The 17,499-nt window shown below is 45.2% G+C and carries 17 protein-coding genes and 1 pseudogene; 5 read left to right on the forward strand and 13 right to left on the reverse strand.

Translation table 11 applies throughout. The features are described 5' to 3' along the window. Nucleotides 1–142: 142 nt before the first annotated feature. Complete coding sequence (gene arsC / locus MZO40_RS02120) at nt 143–556, reverse strand: arsenate reductase (thioredoxin) (protein ID WP_122217458.1); 414 nt, start codon at nt 554–556, stop codon at nt 143–145. Nucleotides 557–599: 43 nt separating this feature from the next. Beyond that, nucleotides 600–806, reverse strand: coding sequence for a DUF3923 family protein (locus MZO40_RS02125; protein ID WP_105960927.1), 207 nt, complete (start codon nt 804–806; stop codon nt 600–602). Nucleotides 807–1,025: 219 nt separating this feature from the next. Here MZO40_RS02125 and MZO40_RS02130 point away from each other — a divergent pair, with 219 nt between their 5' ends. Then, nucleotides 1,026–1,451 (forward strand): flavodoxin domain-containing protein, encoded by a 426-nt coding sequence (locus MZO40_RS02130; RefSeq protein ID WP_050338027.1) that lies wholly within the window; start codon nt 1,026–1,028, stop codon nt 1,449–1,451. 70 nt (nt 1,452–1,521) lie between these two features. On the opposite strand, the gene MZO40_RS02135 is transcribed toward MZO40_RS02130, so the two are convergent. Further along, nucleotides 1,522–2,412, reverse strand: coding sequence for a LysR family transcriptional regulator (locus tag MZO40_RS02135; RefSeq protein ID WP_101872581.1), 891 nt, complete (start codon nt 2,410–2,412; stop codon nt 1,522–1,524). A gap of 151 nt (nt 2,413–2,563) precedes the next feature. Next, a pseudogene (locus MZO40_RS02140) lies at nt 2,564–3,979 on the reverse strand (DASS family sodium-coupled anion symporter). 462 nt (nt 3,980–4,441) lie between these two features. On the opposite strand from MZO40_RS02140, the gene MZO40_RS02145 reads away from it, so the two are divergent. Then, complete coding sequence (locus MZO40_RS02145) at nt 4,442–6,811, forward strand: NAD(P)H-dependent oxidoreductase (protein WP_122217459.1); 2,370 nt, start codon at nt 4,442–4,444, stop codon at nt 6,809–6,811. Between the two features lie 212 nt (nt 6,812–7,023). Here the strand turns inward: MZO40_RS02145 and MZO40_RS02150 are convergent, their stop codons facing one another. The 9 genes from MZO40_RS02150 to MZO40_RS02185 all read right to left on the reverse strand — a co-directional run bounded on the left by MZO40_RS02150 (nt 7,024) and on the right by MZO40_RS02185 (nt 14,136). Beyond that, the gene (locus MZO40_RS02150) at nt 7,024–7,392 is read right to left on the reverse strand and encodes a 6-carboxytetrahydropterin synthase (protein ID WP_056953138.1); all 369 of its coding nucleotides are present in this window, start codon (nt 7,390–7,392) and stop codon (nt 7,024–7,026) included. Further along, a complete protein-coding gene (locus tag MZO40_RS02155; protein ID WP_165860956.1) occupies nt 7,361–7,516 on the reverse strand; it encodes a hypothetical protein in 156 nt (51 codons plus the stop codon). Before MZO40_RS02155 ends, MZO40_RS02150 begins: the two co-directional genes overlap by 32 nt. Before the next feature lie 140 nt (nt 7,517–7,656). Further along, nucleotides 7,657–7,905, reverse strand: coding sequence for an IS1096 element passenger TnpR family protein (locus MZO40_RS02160; protein ID WP_105960925.1), 249 nt, complete (start codon nt 7,903–7,905; stop codon nt 7,657–7,659). Nucleotides 7,906–7,915: 10 nt separating this feature from the next. Beyond that, nucleotides 7,916–8,188, reverse strand: coding sequence for an IS1096 element passenger TnpR family protein (locus tag MZO40_RS17580; RefSeq protein WP_105960924.1), 273 nt, complete (start codon nt 8,186–8,188; stop codon nt 7,916–7,918). Nucleotides 8,189–8,286: 98 nt separating this feature from the next. Further along, on the reverse strand, nt 8,287–8,868 hold the full coding sequence (locus tag MZO40_RS02165) for a uracil-DNA glycosylase family protein (RefSeq protein WP_181186549.1): 582 nt from the start codon (nt 8,866–8,868) through the stop codon (nt 8,287–8,289). A 187-nt stretch (nt 8,869–9,055) separates the two neighbouring features. Then, complete coding sequence (locus MZO40_RS02170; protein ID WP_105960922.1) at nt 9,056–9,676, reverse strand: hypothetical protein; 621 nt, start codon at nt 9,674–9,676, stop codon at nt 9,056–9,058. A gap of 178 nt (nt 9,677–9,854) precedes the next feature. Continuing rightward, complete coding sequence (locus MZO40_RS02175; RefSeq protein WP_105960921.1) at nt 9,855–11,609, reverse strand: ABC transporter ATP-binding protein; 1,755 nt, start codon at nt 11,607–11,609, stop codon at nt 9,855–9,857. After that, complete coding sequence (locus MZO40_RS02180; protein ID WP_105960920.1) at nt 11,609–13,372, reverse strand: ABC transporter ATP-binding protein; 1,764 nt, start codon at nt 13,370–13,372, stop codon at nt 11,609–11,611. The genes MZO40_RS02175 and MZO40_RS02180 overlap by 1 nt, the downstream gene beginning before the upstream one ends. 314 nt (nt 13,373–13,686) lie before the next feature. Continuing rightward, nucleotides 13,687–14,136, reverse strand: a complete 450-nt coding sequence (locus MZO40_RS02185) for a MarR family winged helix-turn-helix transcriptional regulator (RefSeq protein ID WP_105960919.1) — start codon at nt 14,134–14,136, stop codon at nt 13,687–13,689. Between the two features lie 204 nt (nt 14,137–14,340). Between MZO40_RS02185 and MZO40_RS02190 the strand changes: the two genes are divergently transcribed. From MZO40_RS02190 to MZO40_RS02200, 3 genes are all read left to right on the forward strand, one after another. Then, the gene (locus MZO40_RS02190; protein WP_252133071.1) at nt 14,341–14,964 is read left to right on the forward strand and encodes an FMN-dependent NADH-azoreductase; all 624 of its coding nucleotides are present in this window, start codon (nt 14,341–14,343) and stop codon (nt 14,962–14,964) included. 20 nt (nt 14,965–14,984) lie between these two features. Further along, nucleotides 14,985–16,403, forward strand: a complete 1,419-nt coding sequence (locus MZO40_RS02195; protein WP_228733535.1) for an MDR family MFS transporter — start codon at nt 14,985–14,987, stop codon at nt 16,401–16,403. Between the two features lie 459 nt (nt 16,404–16,862). Then, complete coding sequence (locus tag MZO40_RS02200) at nt 16,863–17,354, forward strand: thioredoxin domain-containing protein (RefSeq protein WP_105960916.1); 492 nt, start codon at nt 16,863–16,865, stop codon at nt 17,352–17,354. Nucleotides 17,355–17,499 lie beyond the last annotated feature (145 nt).

Below are 17,499 nucleotides of genomic sequence, written 5' to 3' on the forward strand. Positions count from 1 at the left end.
TTAAGGGCTACGGACTTACGCGAGCAACACAAATCGGCCAGCCCAGGTTTGAATGCCTAGACTGGCCGATTTGATTGCCGTGATTGATTTGTTGGGTCGCAGCTACCTGTGATTGACGCTTGGCGCAGGTTTAGCGTGCCACTTACTTCAACGTCTTTGCGAGCGCGACGATCTGCGCCTGAATCTGGTCACGAACTTGGCGAAATACAGGAAGTTTTTCTGCCGGACTGCCGGGCGCTTGCGCCGGGTCTGGCAATGGCCAATGCAGCCGCGTGACGGTTGGCGGCGTAACTGGGCACCGGTCTCGGGCATCGCCACATAACGTGACGACCACGGCACACTGCGCGAGGTATTCTGGATCGATCAACTTAGACGTCTGCTGACGGATATCAATGCCGACTTCCGCCATCACCTGGACCGCTAGTGGATTGACGCCGTGCACTTCGACACCGGCACTGGCGACCTCCCAATCTGCTGGTAATAATTGCCGGGCAAACCCTTCTGCCATCTGACTCCGACAAGAATTACCCGTACACAAAAAATAAATTTTAGCCATCACTGCCACCACTTTCCTGAATTCTCTTGAAGCCACGCGCCCATCAGTGCCGCATCACTCGCCGAATAAGACTTTCAACTCCCACAAATAATAACACAAAAATTGCCAGCACCCCCAACGCCAACAACCGCGAGCCCCAGGTCTCAACGTGGCCCGTCCCATCGACCGGCCGAATGAGTATGATTAAGCTAAGAATAATGGTCACGCTCCCCACCACGTCGTTAATGAACCGCCATTTTCTTCCTTTCATCCCACAACGCCTCCTTGCGTCCTTTTGCGCCCCCCTATGAGTCGTTTACAGGTCAATCGGAGTGGATTTTCCCGTATTTTTGTAATCGGTTCCAAAACGTTTTATACTAGACTTGATATAACAACTAGTATACCAACTCTAGTGACCCTTGCCTATCATGGTCGACTGATGGTGGGCACCTGGTCTTAATTCAATTATTCTTATCGGAGGTCTTTTTTCATGACAATTGCAATTCGTTATCAGACTCGTAATGGCAACACCCAGGCATTCGCCGAACAAATCGCAGCCGTAGCTGGCGTGCCCGCCCAATCGATCGACACCCCAGTCGAGCAAGCGGACACCCTCTTTTTCGGCGGTGGCACGTATTTTATGAAACCAGACAAGACTGCATCCGCCTTTATGAAGAATTTGGATGCCACTAAGGTCAAGCAAATCGCCTTATTCACCACTTCTGGCGGTCCAGAAATGGTGTCCGATAAGGCCCTCACAAAAATCGCGGACGAAAAGGGTATCCCCGTTATCGGCCACTTCCACCAAGTCATGGGCGGCAAGGGCATGAAGATCATCGGCAGTGCCGGTGGCAAACTCAAAGACGAACAAATTCAGCTCGTTAAAGAATTCGCACAAAAGATGTTGGCACAATAATGCAATGAATAACGCTTGGACTGACGGGGACGTTGGTGGGCGTTATTTTTTTGGCTGATTATCAAAACCATTATGCCGGATTCCTTCTGATTTGCCGTAGCACATCTAGGCATCGCTGTTGGTTGGCATTTGGCAAGAAAGATTTTCGGACTGCAAGCTGCATATAGCAGTGTAACTGTGCTTGCGAGGCCAGCGGGATTCCCACAACCTGGTCGCTTAAAACCACTGAATCAGCAATCACTAAGCCGACACCAATATTTTGTGCGACCAAACCCTCTACCAAGGCATTAGTTGCCGCTTCATAGATAATATTTGGTTGAATATGACTTTGTTGGCAATACTGCGCTAATGCCAATCGTGGTAGCGCGTGTTTGGGGCGTGCAATAATTGGTACCCCTTTTAAATCAGTCGCTCGCACCGTTTCTAAATGACTCAATGGACTATTTACATTGACCAACACCTGCAACTGATGCTCTTCTAAAATATTGACGCGTAAATCAGCAGACCGCTCTGGGACCAGGCTCGAAAATACGGCAGCATCTAACTTGCCACGCCGCAAATCAGCTAATAGTTGCTCAGAGTCCGCAACAGTCGTTGTCACTTGGTCTAATAAATGAACCGTAATAAATTTTTTAATCAGTCGTGGTAGCCAAATACCGCCTGCGACATGCGAGAAGCCCAGGCGCACCTGCCTGTCATTGGCATGCTGGACTTCAAGCGCCATTTGAGAAAAGTCCTTCAATAACTGATTGGCCTTGATATACAAGATCCGCCCAGCTGCAGTCGTCACCAATTGGGCACGGTGATTCGCCTGCGTTAATAAGGTCGTCTGATAGTCGGCTTCTAGCCGTTTCAATGCTGCAGAAATAGCAGGCTGAGTCACGTGAAATTGCGTCGCTGTAGCCGTATAATTCCCCGTCTCCACCAATGAACAAAAGTACCTTAAATCTCGTTCATTCATCCTTGATTCCCCCCGCATTCTGTTTGGTCGTGCTCATGAAAAGTGAGCCGCAACCATTCTGATTTTACTTAATGCTTAATTTTAACACTAAAAGCGATCTCGATTAGGCCACCTTTATGCAACCTAATCGAGATCGCTTTAACGATCATTTTTACCAAAATCCCAGTAGCTTAGTCCAAAGTAAGCCACCGCCTAGCCAAATCACGTTGAAGATAACGCCAACAATCGCACTTAACTTCCACCATTCTGCACTCGTAACGTAACCCGTACTTGATAGGAGAGCGGCTGGTCCTGCCGAGTATGGCGTCGTCGACAGGTTGATTGACCCCGCAAACGCTAATAGCAGTGCTGCTAAAACGTGTGGCACCCCGGCACCAATTGCAATCGATAAGAATCCTGCATATAACGCTGATATCTGCGTCGAAACACTCGGAAACATGTAGTGTAAGTAAAAGTAAGCTAAGAACAGGATAATCAAGACGCTAATCCAGTTCATACCACTTAATAAATGACCCAGTGTTTTGGAAAACCATGGGAAGAAGCCCAATGTCATCAGCTTTTTCGACATCATCATAATAATAGATAGCCAGACCAGAATGTTCCAAGCAAAGCTTTCATTAAGCAAATCCTTAGTCGTCAGCACCCCGGTAATCAGTAAAATAACCACGGCAATAAAGCTGACTTCAGTCGCGTCAATACCGATTTTGGTGCCGACGAGCCACAAAATAATGGCTAATACGAACGTTACTGACATAATCTTCTCGCTGGCCGTCATTTTACCTAGGGCTGACAAACGCGTCGTTGCCCACCGATGCGCATCCGGCGTCTCTTTGACCTCTGGCGGATAGACCTTATACAATACCCACGGAATAATCAGTAGTGACAAAATCCCCGGGACACAAGCCGCCATGAACCACTACATCCAAGTAACGGTGATCCCCTGCATTTTTGCAAGGCCAATCGCCACCATATTACCAGCCAAACCCGTTAGAAATAAGCCAGACGTAATATTGTTGACTTCATACTCATTGAAGACTAGAAATGAACCTAATTTGCGCTGCGTCCCCTGCTTTGGATCAGAACCCATTTCGCGAGACAGATTATCAATAATTGGATACATAATCCCGTTGACCCGCGCGTTGTTGCTCGGAATCCCAATTGCTAGTACGGCATCCACAAAGGATAGCGCGTAGGCCAGACTCAGCGTTCGTTTGCCAAACAAGCTCACGAACAGGTACGCAATGCGCTTACCTAACCCGGACTTGATAAAGCCGGCCGCCATGAACATACACATTGCAACCATCCAGGCGGTTGAATTGCCAAACCCGGTTGCAACTTCGTCCATTGTAAACACACCGCTGAGTGTCGCCACGACAATTCCAATCAGCGTCACCGCCATCATTGGTAATGGCTTCGTGATGCAAGCAATGATCGTTGCCACAAAAATCGCAAACAGCCGCCATGCGACGATACTGATTGCTAACGGTCGTAATGGCGTAACTAGCCACAGGCCAATTCCAAATACCAACGGCAAAATAAAGCCCTTCCATTTTACTGTACTCAACATTGCAGGTCCCTCCTGGCCAACGATATTTTGTTAATAAATTCACATAACGGCTACTATGATTACTTATTGTGCTTTTCGAGGCTTACCATAACTTAATTTATGAGTCTGTCAATCGCAAATTGGCTGTGTGGGTTTAGACTAGTGCTAAAAGTGGATTAAATCAGCCTTTCACAGCTAGTATTTTTGCTAATGATTAGATTTATCACGCTAGTTTTCTCGTTGATAGTCTCACTTTTTATAAATAAAATTTATAAAAAGCCAAAATAAAGTTTGATTTTAATTCGTTGAATTGTAATTCGTCGGATTGTAGCTGAGCAAATTTATTATTGTTATCGTTGTCACAAGGCCATTTTGAAGCAGTTCACAAAATTTGTGGTTGTTTTTCTAGTCGAAGAACTTATATTGAAAGCGTAAACAATACGTGTGTTTATCCAATTAAAACCTAGCAAAGGACTGTTTGTTATGAAATATGTTGCATTGATGGGAACGACCGCCCAGCACTCTTATAATCGCGACTTGTTACAATTTATGGCGCACCACTTTAGTCACCAAGCCACGATTGAGGTCAATGAAATCACCGGTATTCCGCTCTTCAACGAACCAGATCAAAATGACGTCCCCGCATCCGTTCAACAGCTAAACGATAGAATTAGCCAGGCAGACGGTGTCATCATTGGCGTGCCAGAGTATGATCACGCGATTCCGGCAGCACTCAAAAACGTCATTGAATGGCTCTCCTACCAACTACACCCGTTTGCCAATAAGCCGGTAATGTTAGTCGGAACTTCACTTGGAATTCAGGGCACGTGCCGCGCTCAGGGGGATTTACGGCGGATTTTAAACTCGCCTGGTGTGGATGCCCAAGTCCTCCCCGGCAACGAATACATGCTGAGTTACGCCGGCAAAGCCTTTGACGAAACTGGCGAACTGACAGATGGCCCGTCTATCAAATTCTTGGAACGGTGCTTTGCTAATTTTGAACAGTTTGTTAAGACGATGAATGGGACGCCGGCACTGAATATCGACTGGCAAGGGAGTTATGACGTAATCGTCCTCGGCTTTGGTGGTGCGGGCGCCACGGCAGCTCGTTTCGCCGCCGACAATGGTGCCCACGTGCTCTTAGTTGATGCAGCACCGTTTGGCCGTGAAGGTGGTAATACACGTTACTCAGCACAACACGTTGTGACGGGTGAAAGTCTTGACCAGTTGACCGCCTACTACCAAGCATTAGGAGCACCCTTTAGCACACCCGTGAAAACGCTGAATGCTTATTTAAGTGGAATGAGTCAGATTCCAACCTACTTTGAAAAATACTTGGGCATCAAGGCAGTCAGTTGGAAGCACGATATTAAACCCGGTGATGCCGTGGCAATTAAGAAAACGATGGCGGAATACCCTGAGCTAGCAGGTAGTGAGACCATCGACTTTGCGCTCGTTCACAAGCGGGATAAAGATGCGGCGCTATGGAAGTTACTACGGAAAAACGTCCTCGACCGTGCTGATAAAATCGATGTCTGGCTAAATTCACGGGCACAACATTTGATTCAGGATCCTAATTCTAAAATTATCCAGGGCGTTCAAATCAAGCGTGGCGAACGTTTGCTCAATTTGCATGCCAATCACGGGGTCGTCTTAGCGATGGGCGGTTTCGAAAATAACGCAGAACTGACGCAAACTTATCTGCATAGTGCTCACTTAACACCACTTGGGACCCTCTATAATCGGGGTGATGGTGTAAAGATGGCGCAAGAAGTCGATGCTAAGATGTGGCATATGACGAACTACGAATCACACGGCATCCTACCCGGAATTACGTTTAAAGAAGACGCTAACGAGCGTGGACGCCAAATTGAACACTGGCCACTACTCAAGAACGGCAGTATATTCGTTATCGCTGATGACGGGACGCGGTACTTCCCAGAAGACGCTAAACACCGCCACGGTCATGTCTATACCCATGGGTCTTGGCTAATTCCAATGAAGAATCAGCACCCCTACTTGGTTTTTGACCAGACACAGTATGAGGCCTTCAAAGCACAAGAACAGCGGGATGGACAACTCCCCTATCCAAAATTCATGCGTAAACTCATCACCGCACCAACCATTGAAAAATTAGCCGCTAAGCTCGATGTTCCAGCGGATAACCTACAGCAGACCGTCGCCGACTTTAATCATTACACGGAAGTTGGCCGTGACTTTGCCTTTGGTCGTGATCCACAAACGATGCGGCAACTAGATGCCGGACCGTACTATGCGATCGCTGCTGCTAACGATGTACTCAATACCCAGGGCGGTCCTCAGCGCAATGAGCATGCTCAGATTCTCAACGTCAACAACGACCCGATTCCTCACTTGTTTGGTGCAGGCGAATTGGGTGGCATCGTTGCTAACTGCTACCAAGGCGGTGGCAATTTAGCTGAATGCCTGATTTTTGGTAAGTTAGCTGGTGAAAACGCGGCTCGTCCTAAATCCGATAGTGAGTCTGTCGATGCAGACGAAGCCAATGGGATTAATGACCTCGTGGACGGTGAAACAGCTGCCAATGTCAAACTAGGTGCCGACCAATACTTGGGAAGCTCCAATGCTGGACTCGGCGGTAAAGTCATCGTCCGGGTCACCTATCGTGATCACAAGATTCAAGCCGTGGATGTCATCCAGCATCACGAAAGCGAAGACGTCGGCCTGACTGCCATTAAAGAGATTCCACAAGAAATCGTTGCAGCCAATTCAACCAGCGTCGATGCCGTCTCAGGCGCTTCTGCCTCCAGCCGCGCAATCAAAGAAGCAGTGCAGGATGCGTTGCAACAAGTAACGAATTCCGTGACAAATTAAATGATTAAAGCGCCATCCAATTCAAATTGACATCATTTGAATTGGATGGCGCTGATGTGTTAAACAATGTTTCACGTGAAACATTGTGGATTGAACTCTTAGGTATCTAACCGCTGACGGCCTGCAACACGCTCAGTTACTAGAATTTTCCTGCTACCAAATAAGGCCACCCAGAACAGCTAACAAGCTGCTTCCAGGTGGTCCTTTTGTTTCTAATCAGTCACGCTAATACAGTAAGCCCGGGTTGGCGAATCGCTCACTTCAATACGCATCAGTTGCGCACCGTTCTCACGTAATGTTTTATCGATCTTCTTGAACAAGTACTCCGTCACATTTTCAACGGTGGGATTGACCGTTTTGAATTCTGGCAAATCGTTCAAAAATTTCCCTGACAATTCATCTAGGGCTTGATGTAAGTTTTTTTCGATGTCATAGAAGGCCACCATCGCATCGACCGTGTGTAACTCACAAACAATCTCCCACGTGTGCGTGTGCTTTTTCCCGGACCCCGTCGCCCATCGAATCGCGTGGCTCGCATTCACATAGGATTTAATTTTGTAAGAACGTTGTTTGGTCGTCATGGCTCGTTACCTCCGTCTGGTTCAAGTTACCTACCATCTTAGTTGAAACGATGGCGGATAGCAACAGTTGCGGTAGGTAAACAGTCGACGTTCGCCACAAACCATAGCCTGCTTTGTAACTCACGCGTGACCGTTAATAAAAAGCAATTCCGACTCATTTGAGTCAAGAATTGCTTTGCATTTCATCTTAGAAATTTAGCGCCGGTAATGACGTTCAGACCACCAGTATTCATCTAAACGGGTCTTTAGCAGGCTTATGAACCATTATTTAGCGTTCCGCATACGCCAATAGTAGAACTGCCGATTAATATTGTCACGACTATATGGGGCTCCGGGTTCTTCAAAACCATCTTCCAACATATTATTGCCTCGTCCCCGTATGCATAGCGGGAGATCATGACGCACTAGCTCGGCAGAGGTGTACACCTTTCCAAGTTCAATCTTATGTTTCCAATCCTCGCCAAAGTCATAAGTATAGGTGAGTGAGCCATTTAAGATTTCTGGATAGACCATATCATTTTCTTCATCTATCTCCCCCTTCAGGCTGTGCGTTTAGAAGAACGTCCATTAGACTTCGAGTGCTCGATATTTGTTGCAATTGAAATTCGTGCAAATGGGCATTTTCCCAGCCAAATGCAATTTGAATTAACTCGTGTAACTGACGATACCGCAGTGTCGTTGGGACTAAGATTGTTCGTGAGACGGATGGTTTGACTTGGATCAATCTAATTTTTAATTCCATTGCAACGATTGGTTCTGCTGGCTTTGATTGCATCGTATTGACCTTCCAATTCATGATTATTGATGTTTCAAGTACGCAGTGGCAAACAAGTGGATTTTTGTAGCTAGATAACTTTCTAACCAGTCATCATCTCAAATATACCATATCTCCGCTTATTGTAGTGCCGCTTTAACGCGCTTTTGCAGGTCCGGTACAACTGTCGTTTGAAACCATGGATTCTTCTTCTGCCAGCCATAATTAAGTGGTGATGGATGCACGAGTGGGAAGTAGTCCGGTAAATAATCCTGATAATTCTGGACCGTCGCCGTGAGTGTCTTTTGCCGTGACCGACCGAGGTACGCTTTAATCGCATACTGCCCAACCAGTAACGTCAATTGGACATTCGGCATCATCGCTAATAACGGTTCATGCCACTTGTCCATAAAGCCCTTGCGTGGCGGCAAGTCACCACTCTTACCCTTCCCCGGATAGTAGAAATCTAGCGGCATGACCGCAATCCGGTCACTCTGATAAAATTGCTCCCGGGTAACGCCCATCCAGTCTCGTAATCGGTCGCCGCTCGCATCATTGAAGTACGTTTTAGTATTCTGCGCAATGCGCCCCGGTGCCTGACTGATGACGAGAATCGTGGCGGAAGGTAGGACGTGAAACAGCGGATCCCAGCCTTTTGCTGTGTATTCGGCGTTATCTGGATCGGCTTTGATGGCTTCTGTGATTTCTTCGATAGTTGTGATAGGGATGCACCTGCGATTCGTTTGTGATTTTTAGGTGCAGTGCGTGTTTAATCGCTGCACCTCGTGTATTTGACATAATTCTATTATACACTGCAGCATTCAGCCTGACTAAAAGTAACCGGTTGTTTGCCTGCTTGCAAAAAGGTGCATCCTACGCTTCATACGAGGACGCACCTTTCAATCTAAGTTAGTTCATATCGAAGATGTTGCGCAAATCAAACTGCAAGTCTGCTAATTGTCGCGCTGACAAGTGATTAATCAAAGTATAGCCTGCGTATCCGACTGTGCGTAGTTGCATTTTATCCAGCGTGCCATTAATGCCATGGGCTGAATCTTGGTACCGTTCATAAGCAGGTTCGCTCATATATTTGGCATCGAAGGGAACTGGATGAATTTGCATGCCATAAGAAAAAGACATGGCATCATTGAATCCCGATTTTGATAGGATGATGAACATCGCGTGATTCGCAAAAAAGTTTTGTGACGCTTGAGGTGCATTAAACGTATACTCGTTGTCATTGTCTTTAACTAAGATGACGTCCCCCTGATCAGGGGCATCCATGGTGAACGCCGGTCGCTCATCCATTTGCCGGATTGGTGACGTTAACGTCGGATTATTGTAAAACCATTGCGCCTCTATATGCGAAAAATCAGCTTCCCAAGTGTCAATATCATCAAAGGTCACAATATCCCATGGATTCGGATTCATCTTATGCCCTGGTCGCTCGGTCACTAATCGTTGCGACTCAATGACCGTGTGCGTATTTCGCGCTGGATGCGATGTATCCTGGTTCGATATTTGCTTCATTTTATCAACTCCATAGTTCGTTTTAATCGTTCATTACTGTCATTATATTGAATCGTGGTCAAGCAGACTGATACACCTACTCATCATGACCACCTTTGTCGAGATTCAAAAGTTACGACGAATAACTTCTCCTGAGTCATCATAAATCCCGCTTAATTACATTGAATACACGTCGTCGCTAGGCCGTCAACGATTCAAATTGACTGTTATACAAGTTAGCATAGAACCCATCCGCTGCAATCAATTCATCATGCGTCCCGGACTCGATGACTTCACCGTAATTTAGTACTAAAATATTGTCCGCATTTTTGATCGTCGATAACCGGTGAGCAATAACTAATGAAGTCCGACCCTTAGTCAACACATCCATGGCTTTTTGCAGTTGTTCTTCCGTTCTAGTATCGACCGAACTTGTGGCTTCATCCAAAATCAGCATCGGCTTATTGCGAACCAAAGCACGCGCAATCGTCATTAATTGCTTTTGCCCAACGGATAGACTGACTGAATCATCTAAGACGGTATCATAACCATCCGGTAGCGTCTTGATGAAGTGATCTAAGCCAACGACCTCGGTCGCTTTATAGACCGTCTCATCTGGAATATCCGGCTGATTATACTTCAAATTAGCCATAACGGTGTCTTCAAATAGCCAAGCATCTTGCAGCACCATATCAAATTGTGACCGAACGTCCGCTGCTGACAAGTTAGCAATATCTTGATCATCCAGCTTAATCGTTCCACCTTGATACTGATAAAATTTCATCAACAGACTAATCAAAGTCGTTTTACCAGCGCCCGTCGGACCAACAATGGCTACCTTTTGCCCTGGTTTTACATGTGCTGAGAAATCTTTAATAATTGGTTCTCCGGGCTCGTATTCAAAATTAACGTGATCAAAATCGATTTTGCCACTTGCTCGTTCAATCGTCGCTACACCTTGTTCATCTGTACTTGCTTCGTCTTCGTCAAGGAAATCAAGAACTCGTCTGAAGGCAGCCTGAGCAGATTGCAAGCTAGAGAAAGCCTGCGTAATCTGTGATAGCGGCTGAGTAAAGATTCTGACAAAGACCATGAAAGCAACGATGACGCCAATGCTAGCCGTGCCGTTAAGCACTAGTAACGCACCAACAACACTCACGGCGACGTAACCGAAATTCCCAATAAAAGTCATTAATGGCTGCATAATACCTGATAGAAATTGTGACTTCCAAACGGAATTGTAAAGTTTCGTATTCAATGATGTAAAAGTTTTGACCGCGTTATCAGTATCGTTATATAACTTAACGACCTCATGTCCGGAATAGATTTCTTCAACATACCCGGATACTTCCGCTAACTGCTGTTGTTGGCTCGTGAAGTAACCCTGCGACTTTCGTAATAACAAGACCGTGATGGTCATCCCTAGCACAGCGGAAACAACTGCCGTTAAACTGAGGATCCAGTTAGTATAGGTCATCATGATAATCGACCCGACGATTAAAACAACCGATGAAATCAACGTTCCCAAACTTTGATTCAGCGACTGTCCAAAAGTGTCCAAATCGTTCGTGACTCGCGATAAAGTGTCCCCTTCATCGTGTTCATCAAAGTAAGTCAATGGTAATCGGTTGATTTTGTGAGAGACATTGTTCCGCAGATCCCGCGTGAATGCTTGCGAGACCGTTGCCATGATATAACCTTGACCATATGACATGATGGCCCCAACGGCATAGATAATCGCTAGGACAAGCACAATTTGACCAATCGCTTGTAGGTCGATACTGCCTCGTAAGCCCTTTGAAATCAGATTGGTGATTCGACTGAGCTGATTTGGCCCTAACAACGTCGCAATATTACCGACAACTGCCATTAGCGCTGCGACAATCATCGCGTATAAATAGTTTTTTCCATATTTACGAATTCCAGCAAGAATCCCTGTTTTTGGTTTGTCCATTACGCTAATTCCTCCTTTGACAGTTGTGAGTATGCAATTTCTTGATAAACTTGGTTGTCTGCTAATAGCGATTGATGCGTCCCAATTCCGGCAACGTTCCCTTCATCAAGCACGATAATCTGATCTGCATCCATGATTGTGCTAATGCGTTGGGCCACAATCACTTTTGTCGTTCCACTAGCCTTTTCACGTAAGGCGTGTCGCAATTTTTGGTCAGTTGCATAATCCAGTGCAGAAAACGAATCGTCGAACATCAGAATGGCCGACTTTCTCGCAACTGCCCGTGCGATTGCAAGCCGCTGCTTTTGACCACCAGAGAAGTTATCACCATGTTGTGCAACCGGTGTATCCAAACCATCAGTACTCTCATCAACAAAATCACTGGCTTGTGCAATTGCTAACGCTTCATTGATTTCATCATCTGTCAATGCTGCCGCATGCTCGTCAGTCTGTCCAAAATCAATATTTGAGCGAATCGTTCCGGAGAATAGGACCGCTTTTTGTGGCACATAGCCGATTTTGCGATTGAGTTCTGCTTCCGGATAAGCTTTAACATTGACACCGTCAACTAGAATTTCACCTTCAGTAACATCGTACCGACGTGCTAGTAAGTCCAAGACCGTCGTCTTACCACTACCCGTTGAGCCAATAATCGCTAACGTTTGCCCTGGCTGCACGGTAAAGCTAAGATGATTGATGACATTCGCCTCAGTGGCTGCAAATCGGAAACTGACATCGCGAAATTCAATCACCGCTTGACTAGTCACTGGCGTTACCGACTCCGATGGATAATGAATCGATGGTGCAACGTCCAAAACTTCATTAATTCGGCTAATCGAAACCGTGACTCGTGGTAAAATCACAAAAATAATCGAAAGTAACAGGAATCCCATGATGACTTGCATTGCATATGATGAAAAGACGATCATATTTGAGAATAACGATAATTTACTGCTCATGACCGCCGACTGAATCAACACTGCACCAATTGCGTACACGGCCAACGTCAAACCATTTGAAATTAGTGACATTCCCGGATTCATCAGTGCCAAGACCCGGTTCGCAAACAAGTTAGTCTTCGTTAAATTATCGTTAGCTGTTTGAAACTTATTATTTTGATAATCTTCTGCGTTATAAGCGTGGACTACCCGAATCCCATTCAAATTCTCGCGGATGACTGCGTTCAAGCGATCAGTCAGACCTTGCACAATTTTGAAGCGTGGCTGTACTAAGGTCAAAATGACGGTCAGCATCGCCACTAGGACCAGCACCGCAACTCCTGTAGCCGTTGTCCATTGCCAACCTTTATTAGCAATCTTGGAAATCGCCCAAATTGCCGTAATCGGTGCTTTAATAATCACTTGCATCCCCATTGCGACAAATTGTTGAATCTGCGTAATGTCATTGGTTGACCGAGTTAACAGACTAGGAACTGAGAATTGTTTAATATCAGCATTTGAGTAATCCATAACTTGACCAAAGACACTAGCCCGCAAGCGTGCTGCAAATCCGGCTGCAACCTTCGCCGCAATAAAACCAACAGCAATTGACGTCAACATGCTGAGAATCGACAACATGAGCATCAATCCACCAGGCTTCAGTACGTCACTAGTGCTGGTGCCTTTCATTTCAAGCGCCGTCGTAATTTGCGTCATATAAGAAGGAATCTGTAGTTCTAACCCAACCTGAATGATAATCAAAAGTGCGCTGAGCCCAATTAATCCCCATTCTTTCTTATTCAATCGTCCCAGTAATTTTTTCATTGTCCACCTCTCAGATAATTTGATGATTAACTGCGAATCGACCACAGAGCCACTCGTTGAATTTAGCCCGGTTAACTCGGTTAATGTTATTATTCGTTGCATAAGTGGTTGGCAACATATATAGCCTACTTAATACGCTATGCTTATTACCAACACCATTTCATGAAAATTAAACCGCACGTTTGAGTCGCACCTGGTTCATTTCCTAATCAATATTAGTGGCTGGCAACATAATTGTCAAGCGCCAACGCTTTTGAATTTTGGTTGCTTAACTTTAATCATCAAAGACTTAATTATGAGACAACTGACACGGTCTAATTATCTTTTGACGCTTTTTGGTTAAACGTAGTGGTAATTTTTCTGGCATAATCGATAAAAAAACGAACATCTTCCTCCGATAAATCCTCAAAAGCGGTTTGTTCGACGTCACGCCAAATCGCGGCTGCCTTGGTCGCTAGCTCGCGGCCTTTATCGGTAAGGCTGATAATTGTCACACGCTTGTCAGCGGTAGATTTTTCAAAACTAACAATACCGGCTTTTTGTAATCGATTGGCAGACTTAGCGATGGTTGAATGATCGACCGTTAACGCTTGAACCAACTCGTTTTGTGAGCGATGGTCCTTCCGCAATAATTCAATCAATACCATATCTTGGCCTGGATACAATCCTAATTGACGGATTTTTTTCGCCGTCAACAACCGATGACTAACAACTAAATTAATAATAGATGTTCCAAGCGGAAAATCTAAATCTTGATTACTCATAATCAAGCCTCCAATGTTTTTTTGTCCGGACCTCATATCCCCACCAATTCGCACATTACCGGCAAGTCAGCTCGTCCTTCCACTCATAAATTTACACGAAAATTCAAAAAAAAGAAAGTTAAATGTTGCCAACCACATTAAAAGGTGTTATGTTTTTATACGTGGTCGGCAACATAAATAAAAATTTTAAGGAGATCGATAATTATGACCAACGTACTAGTAATCAAAGCACATCCATTAAACAGTAACTTCTCACGGGCCCTAAAAGTCTTAGATGCTTTTCTCAGCAGTTACCACGACACTCATCCAACCGATAACGTCACGGTCAAAGATTTATATCAGATGAACTTTCCAGAAATTGACGCCGAAATGATGGGCGCTTGGAATGATTTGCGCGCTGGCAAACAGTTTGAATCACTAACGCCTAGCCAACGTGAAAAAATCAATACATTTAACACTTCTGTTCAGGAATTTATCGATGCTGACAAAGTGATCATTGCCAATCCATTATGGAATATGTCTATTCCAACGAAATTAAAATCTTGGATTGATTCCATTAACGCTGCTGGTAAGACCTTCAAGTACAATCCAGATGGTACGGCCAGTCCATTGGCCCCAGGCAAGCACATCTTACACATTCAAGCCGCTGGGGGCAAATATGATGGTAAGGACTTCGGTACACAATACATTCAAATGATGATGAACTATTTGGGCGCAAGTACGACTGAAAAGATCAGTGTTGAGGGCATGGATCACTTCCCAGACCAAGCTCAAACAATCGTCAATGAAGCTGTTGAAGAAGCCAAACAAGCTGCGACTAAGTTTTAATTGAAAGGAGTCTAGCGCAATTGAACGAACAAAAAGATATCACAACCGGCTACGACGTTACCGGGAAAAAATATAATCGCGTCCTATTAATTTTATCGGTTTTAATTGGTGGATTTATGACGGTTTTAACCGAAACCTTGCTGAATAATGGGCTACCGGCTATTGCTCGTAGCCTGAATGTGACCACTGCAACCGTTCAATGGTTATCAACTGGTTACCTATTGGTCATCGGGATCATGGTGCCAGTTTCAGCGCTATTACTCTACCGATTTAACTCTAAACATCTGTATCTGACCGCACTAACGATTTTCTTAGTCGGTTCTGTTATTTCTTACCTGGCACCTAATTTCGCGTTACTCCTAACTGGACGTCTCATTCAGGCGTTGAGTGTCGGAATCATTATGCCATTTATGCAAAATATTATGGTTATGATTTTCCCAACTGAGAAACGTGGGATGGCTATGGGCTTAACTGGAATCGTTATCGCCCTCGCACCAGCTTTAGGACCGACATTATCCGGTTGGATCGTTGATAGCTTTAGTTGGCGTGACCTATTCGGTATCATGATTCCAATCTCACTGGCCGTTATTCTCCTGACAATGTTCGGGATGCACAAGTTAATTAACTTAACTAATCCTAAAATCGATATTGTCTCCATTATCGAGTCCAGCATTGGATTTGGTGCGCTACTGTACGCCCTAGCAACGATTAGTGAAGGCAATTGGCCTGTGATTATCGTCACCTTCATCATTGGAATCATTGGAATTACACTGTTTGTTCGTCGTCAGCTTTCATCTGAGGAACCCATGCTTGACTTACACGTCTTCAAGTCACACATGTTCACACTCACGACCGTCCTCAGTAGCTTAAGCAACATGGCACTCTTAGGAATGCAGCTACTTGTACCGCTGTACCTACAATCAGTCTTCAAAATTTCGGCATTATCAGCCGGATTAGTCATGATTCCTGGGGCATTGATGATGGCCATCGTTAACCCGATTGCCGGAACGATTTTCGACCGCTCAGGGATTGAAAAAATGTCTATCTTTGGCTTTACCGTCTTTACACTTGCAACAATTCCATTTGTTTTAATGGATCCATCTTGGTCACTCATTACCGTAACGATTCTCTACGCTGTCTGGATGGCCGGGATTTCATTAGTTGTGATGCAACTAGCAACTGCCGGTATCAATTCTCTTTCACCAAAACTCGTTGCACACGGTAATGGTGTCAATACCATGGCACGTCAGGTGGGTGCCTCAATCGGGACCGCACTATTAATTTCGATTTCAACGATTGGGATGCAACTTTCCCACAGCACCTCAGTTGTTACCAGCTCATTATTCGGCTATCGCTTAGCTTTCCTAGCCGTTGTGATTTTATCACTTATCGGGCTTATCGGAACTTTCCGCTTAAAGCACGCGGCAGCTCAGGGCTAAGGATTTGAATGACGCGAAACCCATTTCATGTTGAAGTGGGTTTTTTGGTTGCATAAAACCCTAATAGACCGTTTAAACGATGTTTCCAAAAATGGGTTAGTGAATACAGTACATGTTAATACCATTCGAATCTCTCACTTGACAAGTCATACACGACGCTGTATCTTAACCATAACAATTTTACACGACATTGATGGAAAGAGTACGGTTGATGAGTATATGTAAAGCGACCAGTGTTAGTGAAAGGCTGGCTTGAAAGTCAATCGGAAGATGAGTCCTGAGTCTTAATGGTAGTGCAAGCTGCTATTACGCGTGGGTGCGTTAATCACCCGGCACATAGTTGTGTGCTTTGAGGCAGTCAATGATGACTGTAAATCTGGGTGGTACCACGGTCTAATCCGTCCCTGCAAGCAATTGCAGGGACGGATTTTTTAATTATAACGAAAGGTGTTTAGAACAATGACGCAATATATCTGGAAGTTTCAAGAATTGAACACACTTAATTACGGTTCGGCACACGCAACACACGATGTCACACTTATTATCAATCTCGGCTGTCCTGATAGCCGGGCCTGGTATCTTAAGAATGAACCGCTACTCTTTGGCAAGGTTGCTAATGGCAATATCCAGTTGCATATCAAACTGTGGGATAAGCCCGTTGATGACCTTAGAAATGGCGGTATTGCTGATCAGTATATTGATTATCATCAACCTCAACAGGCCCGCGACCTGATCCATAATATTTTCACGGACCAAGCAAAGTTGAATCAATTATCTCCAGCGCAGGTTGGCCCTTATCTAGCACAAACCTATGGACTGACCCAAGCGAACGCATCAGCTAGCAAGCTCACCACAAGCGAAGTCGCTAGCGCTAGAATTACTAATCTGCCATCAATAATCGTTGACAATCAATTCCAGCCAGAAGAAAGTTTTGACTTGTCAGCGTTATAAACTGCTAATTATCACCCAAAGGAGGTCGTGCCATGAGTCGTCTTAGAATTCACAAGGTCAATAGTTGGTTGACCCTTTGGCGCGGCTGTGCCTTGGGTGAAACTGCCATGTACACGATGTTTTCACTAGCAACTGAAGCTCGAAA

Origin of the sequence: Lactiplantibacillus sp. B652 (assembly GCF_023806745.1) — a bacterium.
GTDB classification, from domain to species: domain Bacteria; phylum Bacillota; class Bacilli; order Lactobacillales; family Lactobacillaceae; genus Lactiplantibacillus; species Lactiplantibacillus pentosus.

Coding starts and splice junctions, on each gene's coding strand:
- MZO40_RS17580 (WP_105960924.1), bottom strand. CDS start 8,188: ATGAATTGGAAGGTCAATACGATGCAATCAAAGCCAGCAGAACCAATC.
- MZO40_RS02200 (WP_105960916.1), top strand. CDS start 16,863: ATGACGCAATATATCTGGAAGTTTCAAGAATTGAACACACTTAATTAC.
- arsC (WP_122217458.1), bottom strand. CDS start 556: ATGGCTAAAATTTATTTTTTGTGTACGGGTAATTCTTGTCGGAGTCAG.
- MZO40_RS02125 (WP_105960927.1), bottom strand. CDS start 806: ATGAAAGGAAGAAAATGGCGGTTCATTAACGACGTGGTGGGGAGCGTG.
- MZO40_RS02185 (WP_105960919.1), bottom strand. CDS start 14,136: ATGAGTAATCAAGATTTAGATTTTCCGCTTGGAACATCTATTATTAAT.
- MZO40_RS02170 (WP_105960922.1), bottom strand. CDS start 9,676: ATGAAGCAAATATCGAACCAGGATACATCGCATCCAGCGCGAAATACG.
- MZO40_RS02130 (WP_050338027.1), top strand. CDS start 1,026: ATGACAATTGCAATTCGTTATCAGACTCGTAATGGCAACACCCAGGCA.
- MZO40_RS02175 (WP_105960921.1), bottom strand. CDS start 11,609: ATGGACAAACCAAAAACAGGGATTCTTGCTGGAATTCGTAAATATGGA.
- MZO40_RS02180 (WP_105960920.1), bottom strand. CDS start 13,372: ATGAAAAAATTACTGGGACGATTGAATAAGAAAGAATGGGGATTAATT.
- MZO40_RS02145 (WP_122217459.1), top strand. CDS start 4,442: ATGAAATATGTTGCATTGATGGGAACGACCGCCCAGCACTCTTATAAT.
- MZO40_RS02160 (WP_105960925.1), bottom strand. CDS start 7,905: ATGGTCTATCCAGAAATCTTAAATGGCTCACTCACCTATACTTATGAC.
- MZO40_RS02150 (WP_056953138.1), bottom strand. CDS start 7,392: ATGACGACCAAACAACGTTCTTACAAAATTAAATCCTATGTGAATGCG.
- MZO40_RS02135 (WP_101872581.1), bottom strand. CDS start 2,412: ATGAATGAACGAGATTTAAGGTACTTTTGTTCATTGGTGGAGACGGGG.
- MZO40_RS02190 (WP_252133071.1), top strand. CDS start 14,341: ATGACCAACGTACTAGTAATCAAAGCACATCCATTAAACAGTAACTTC.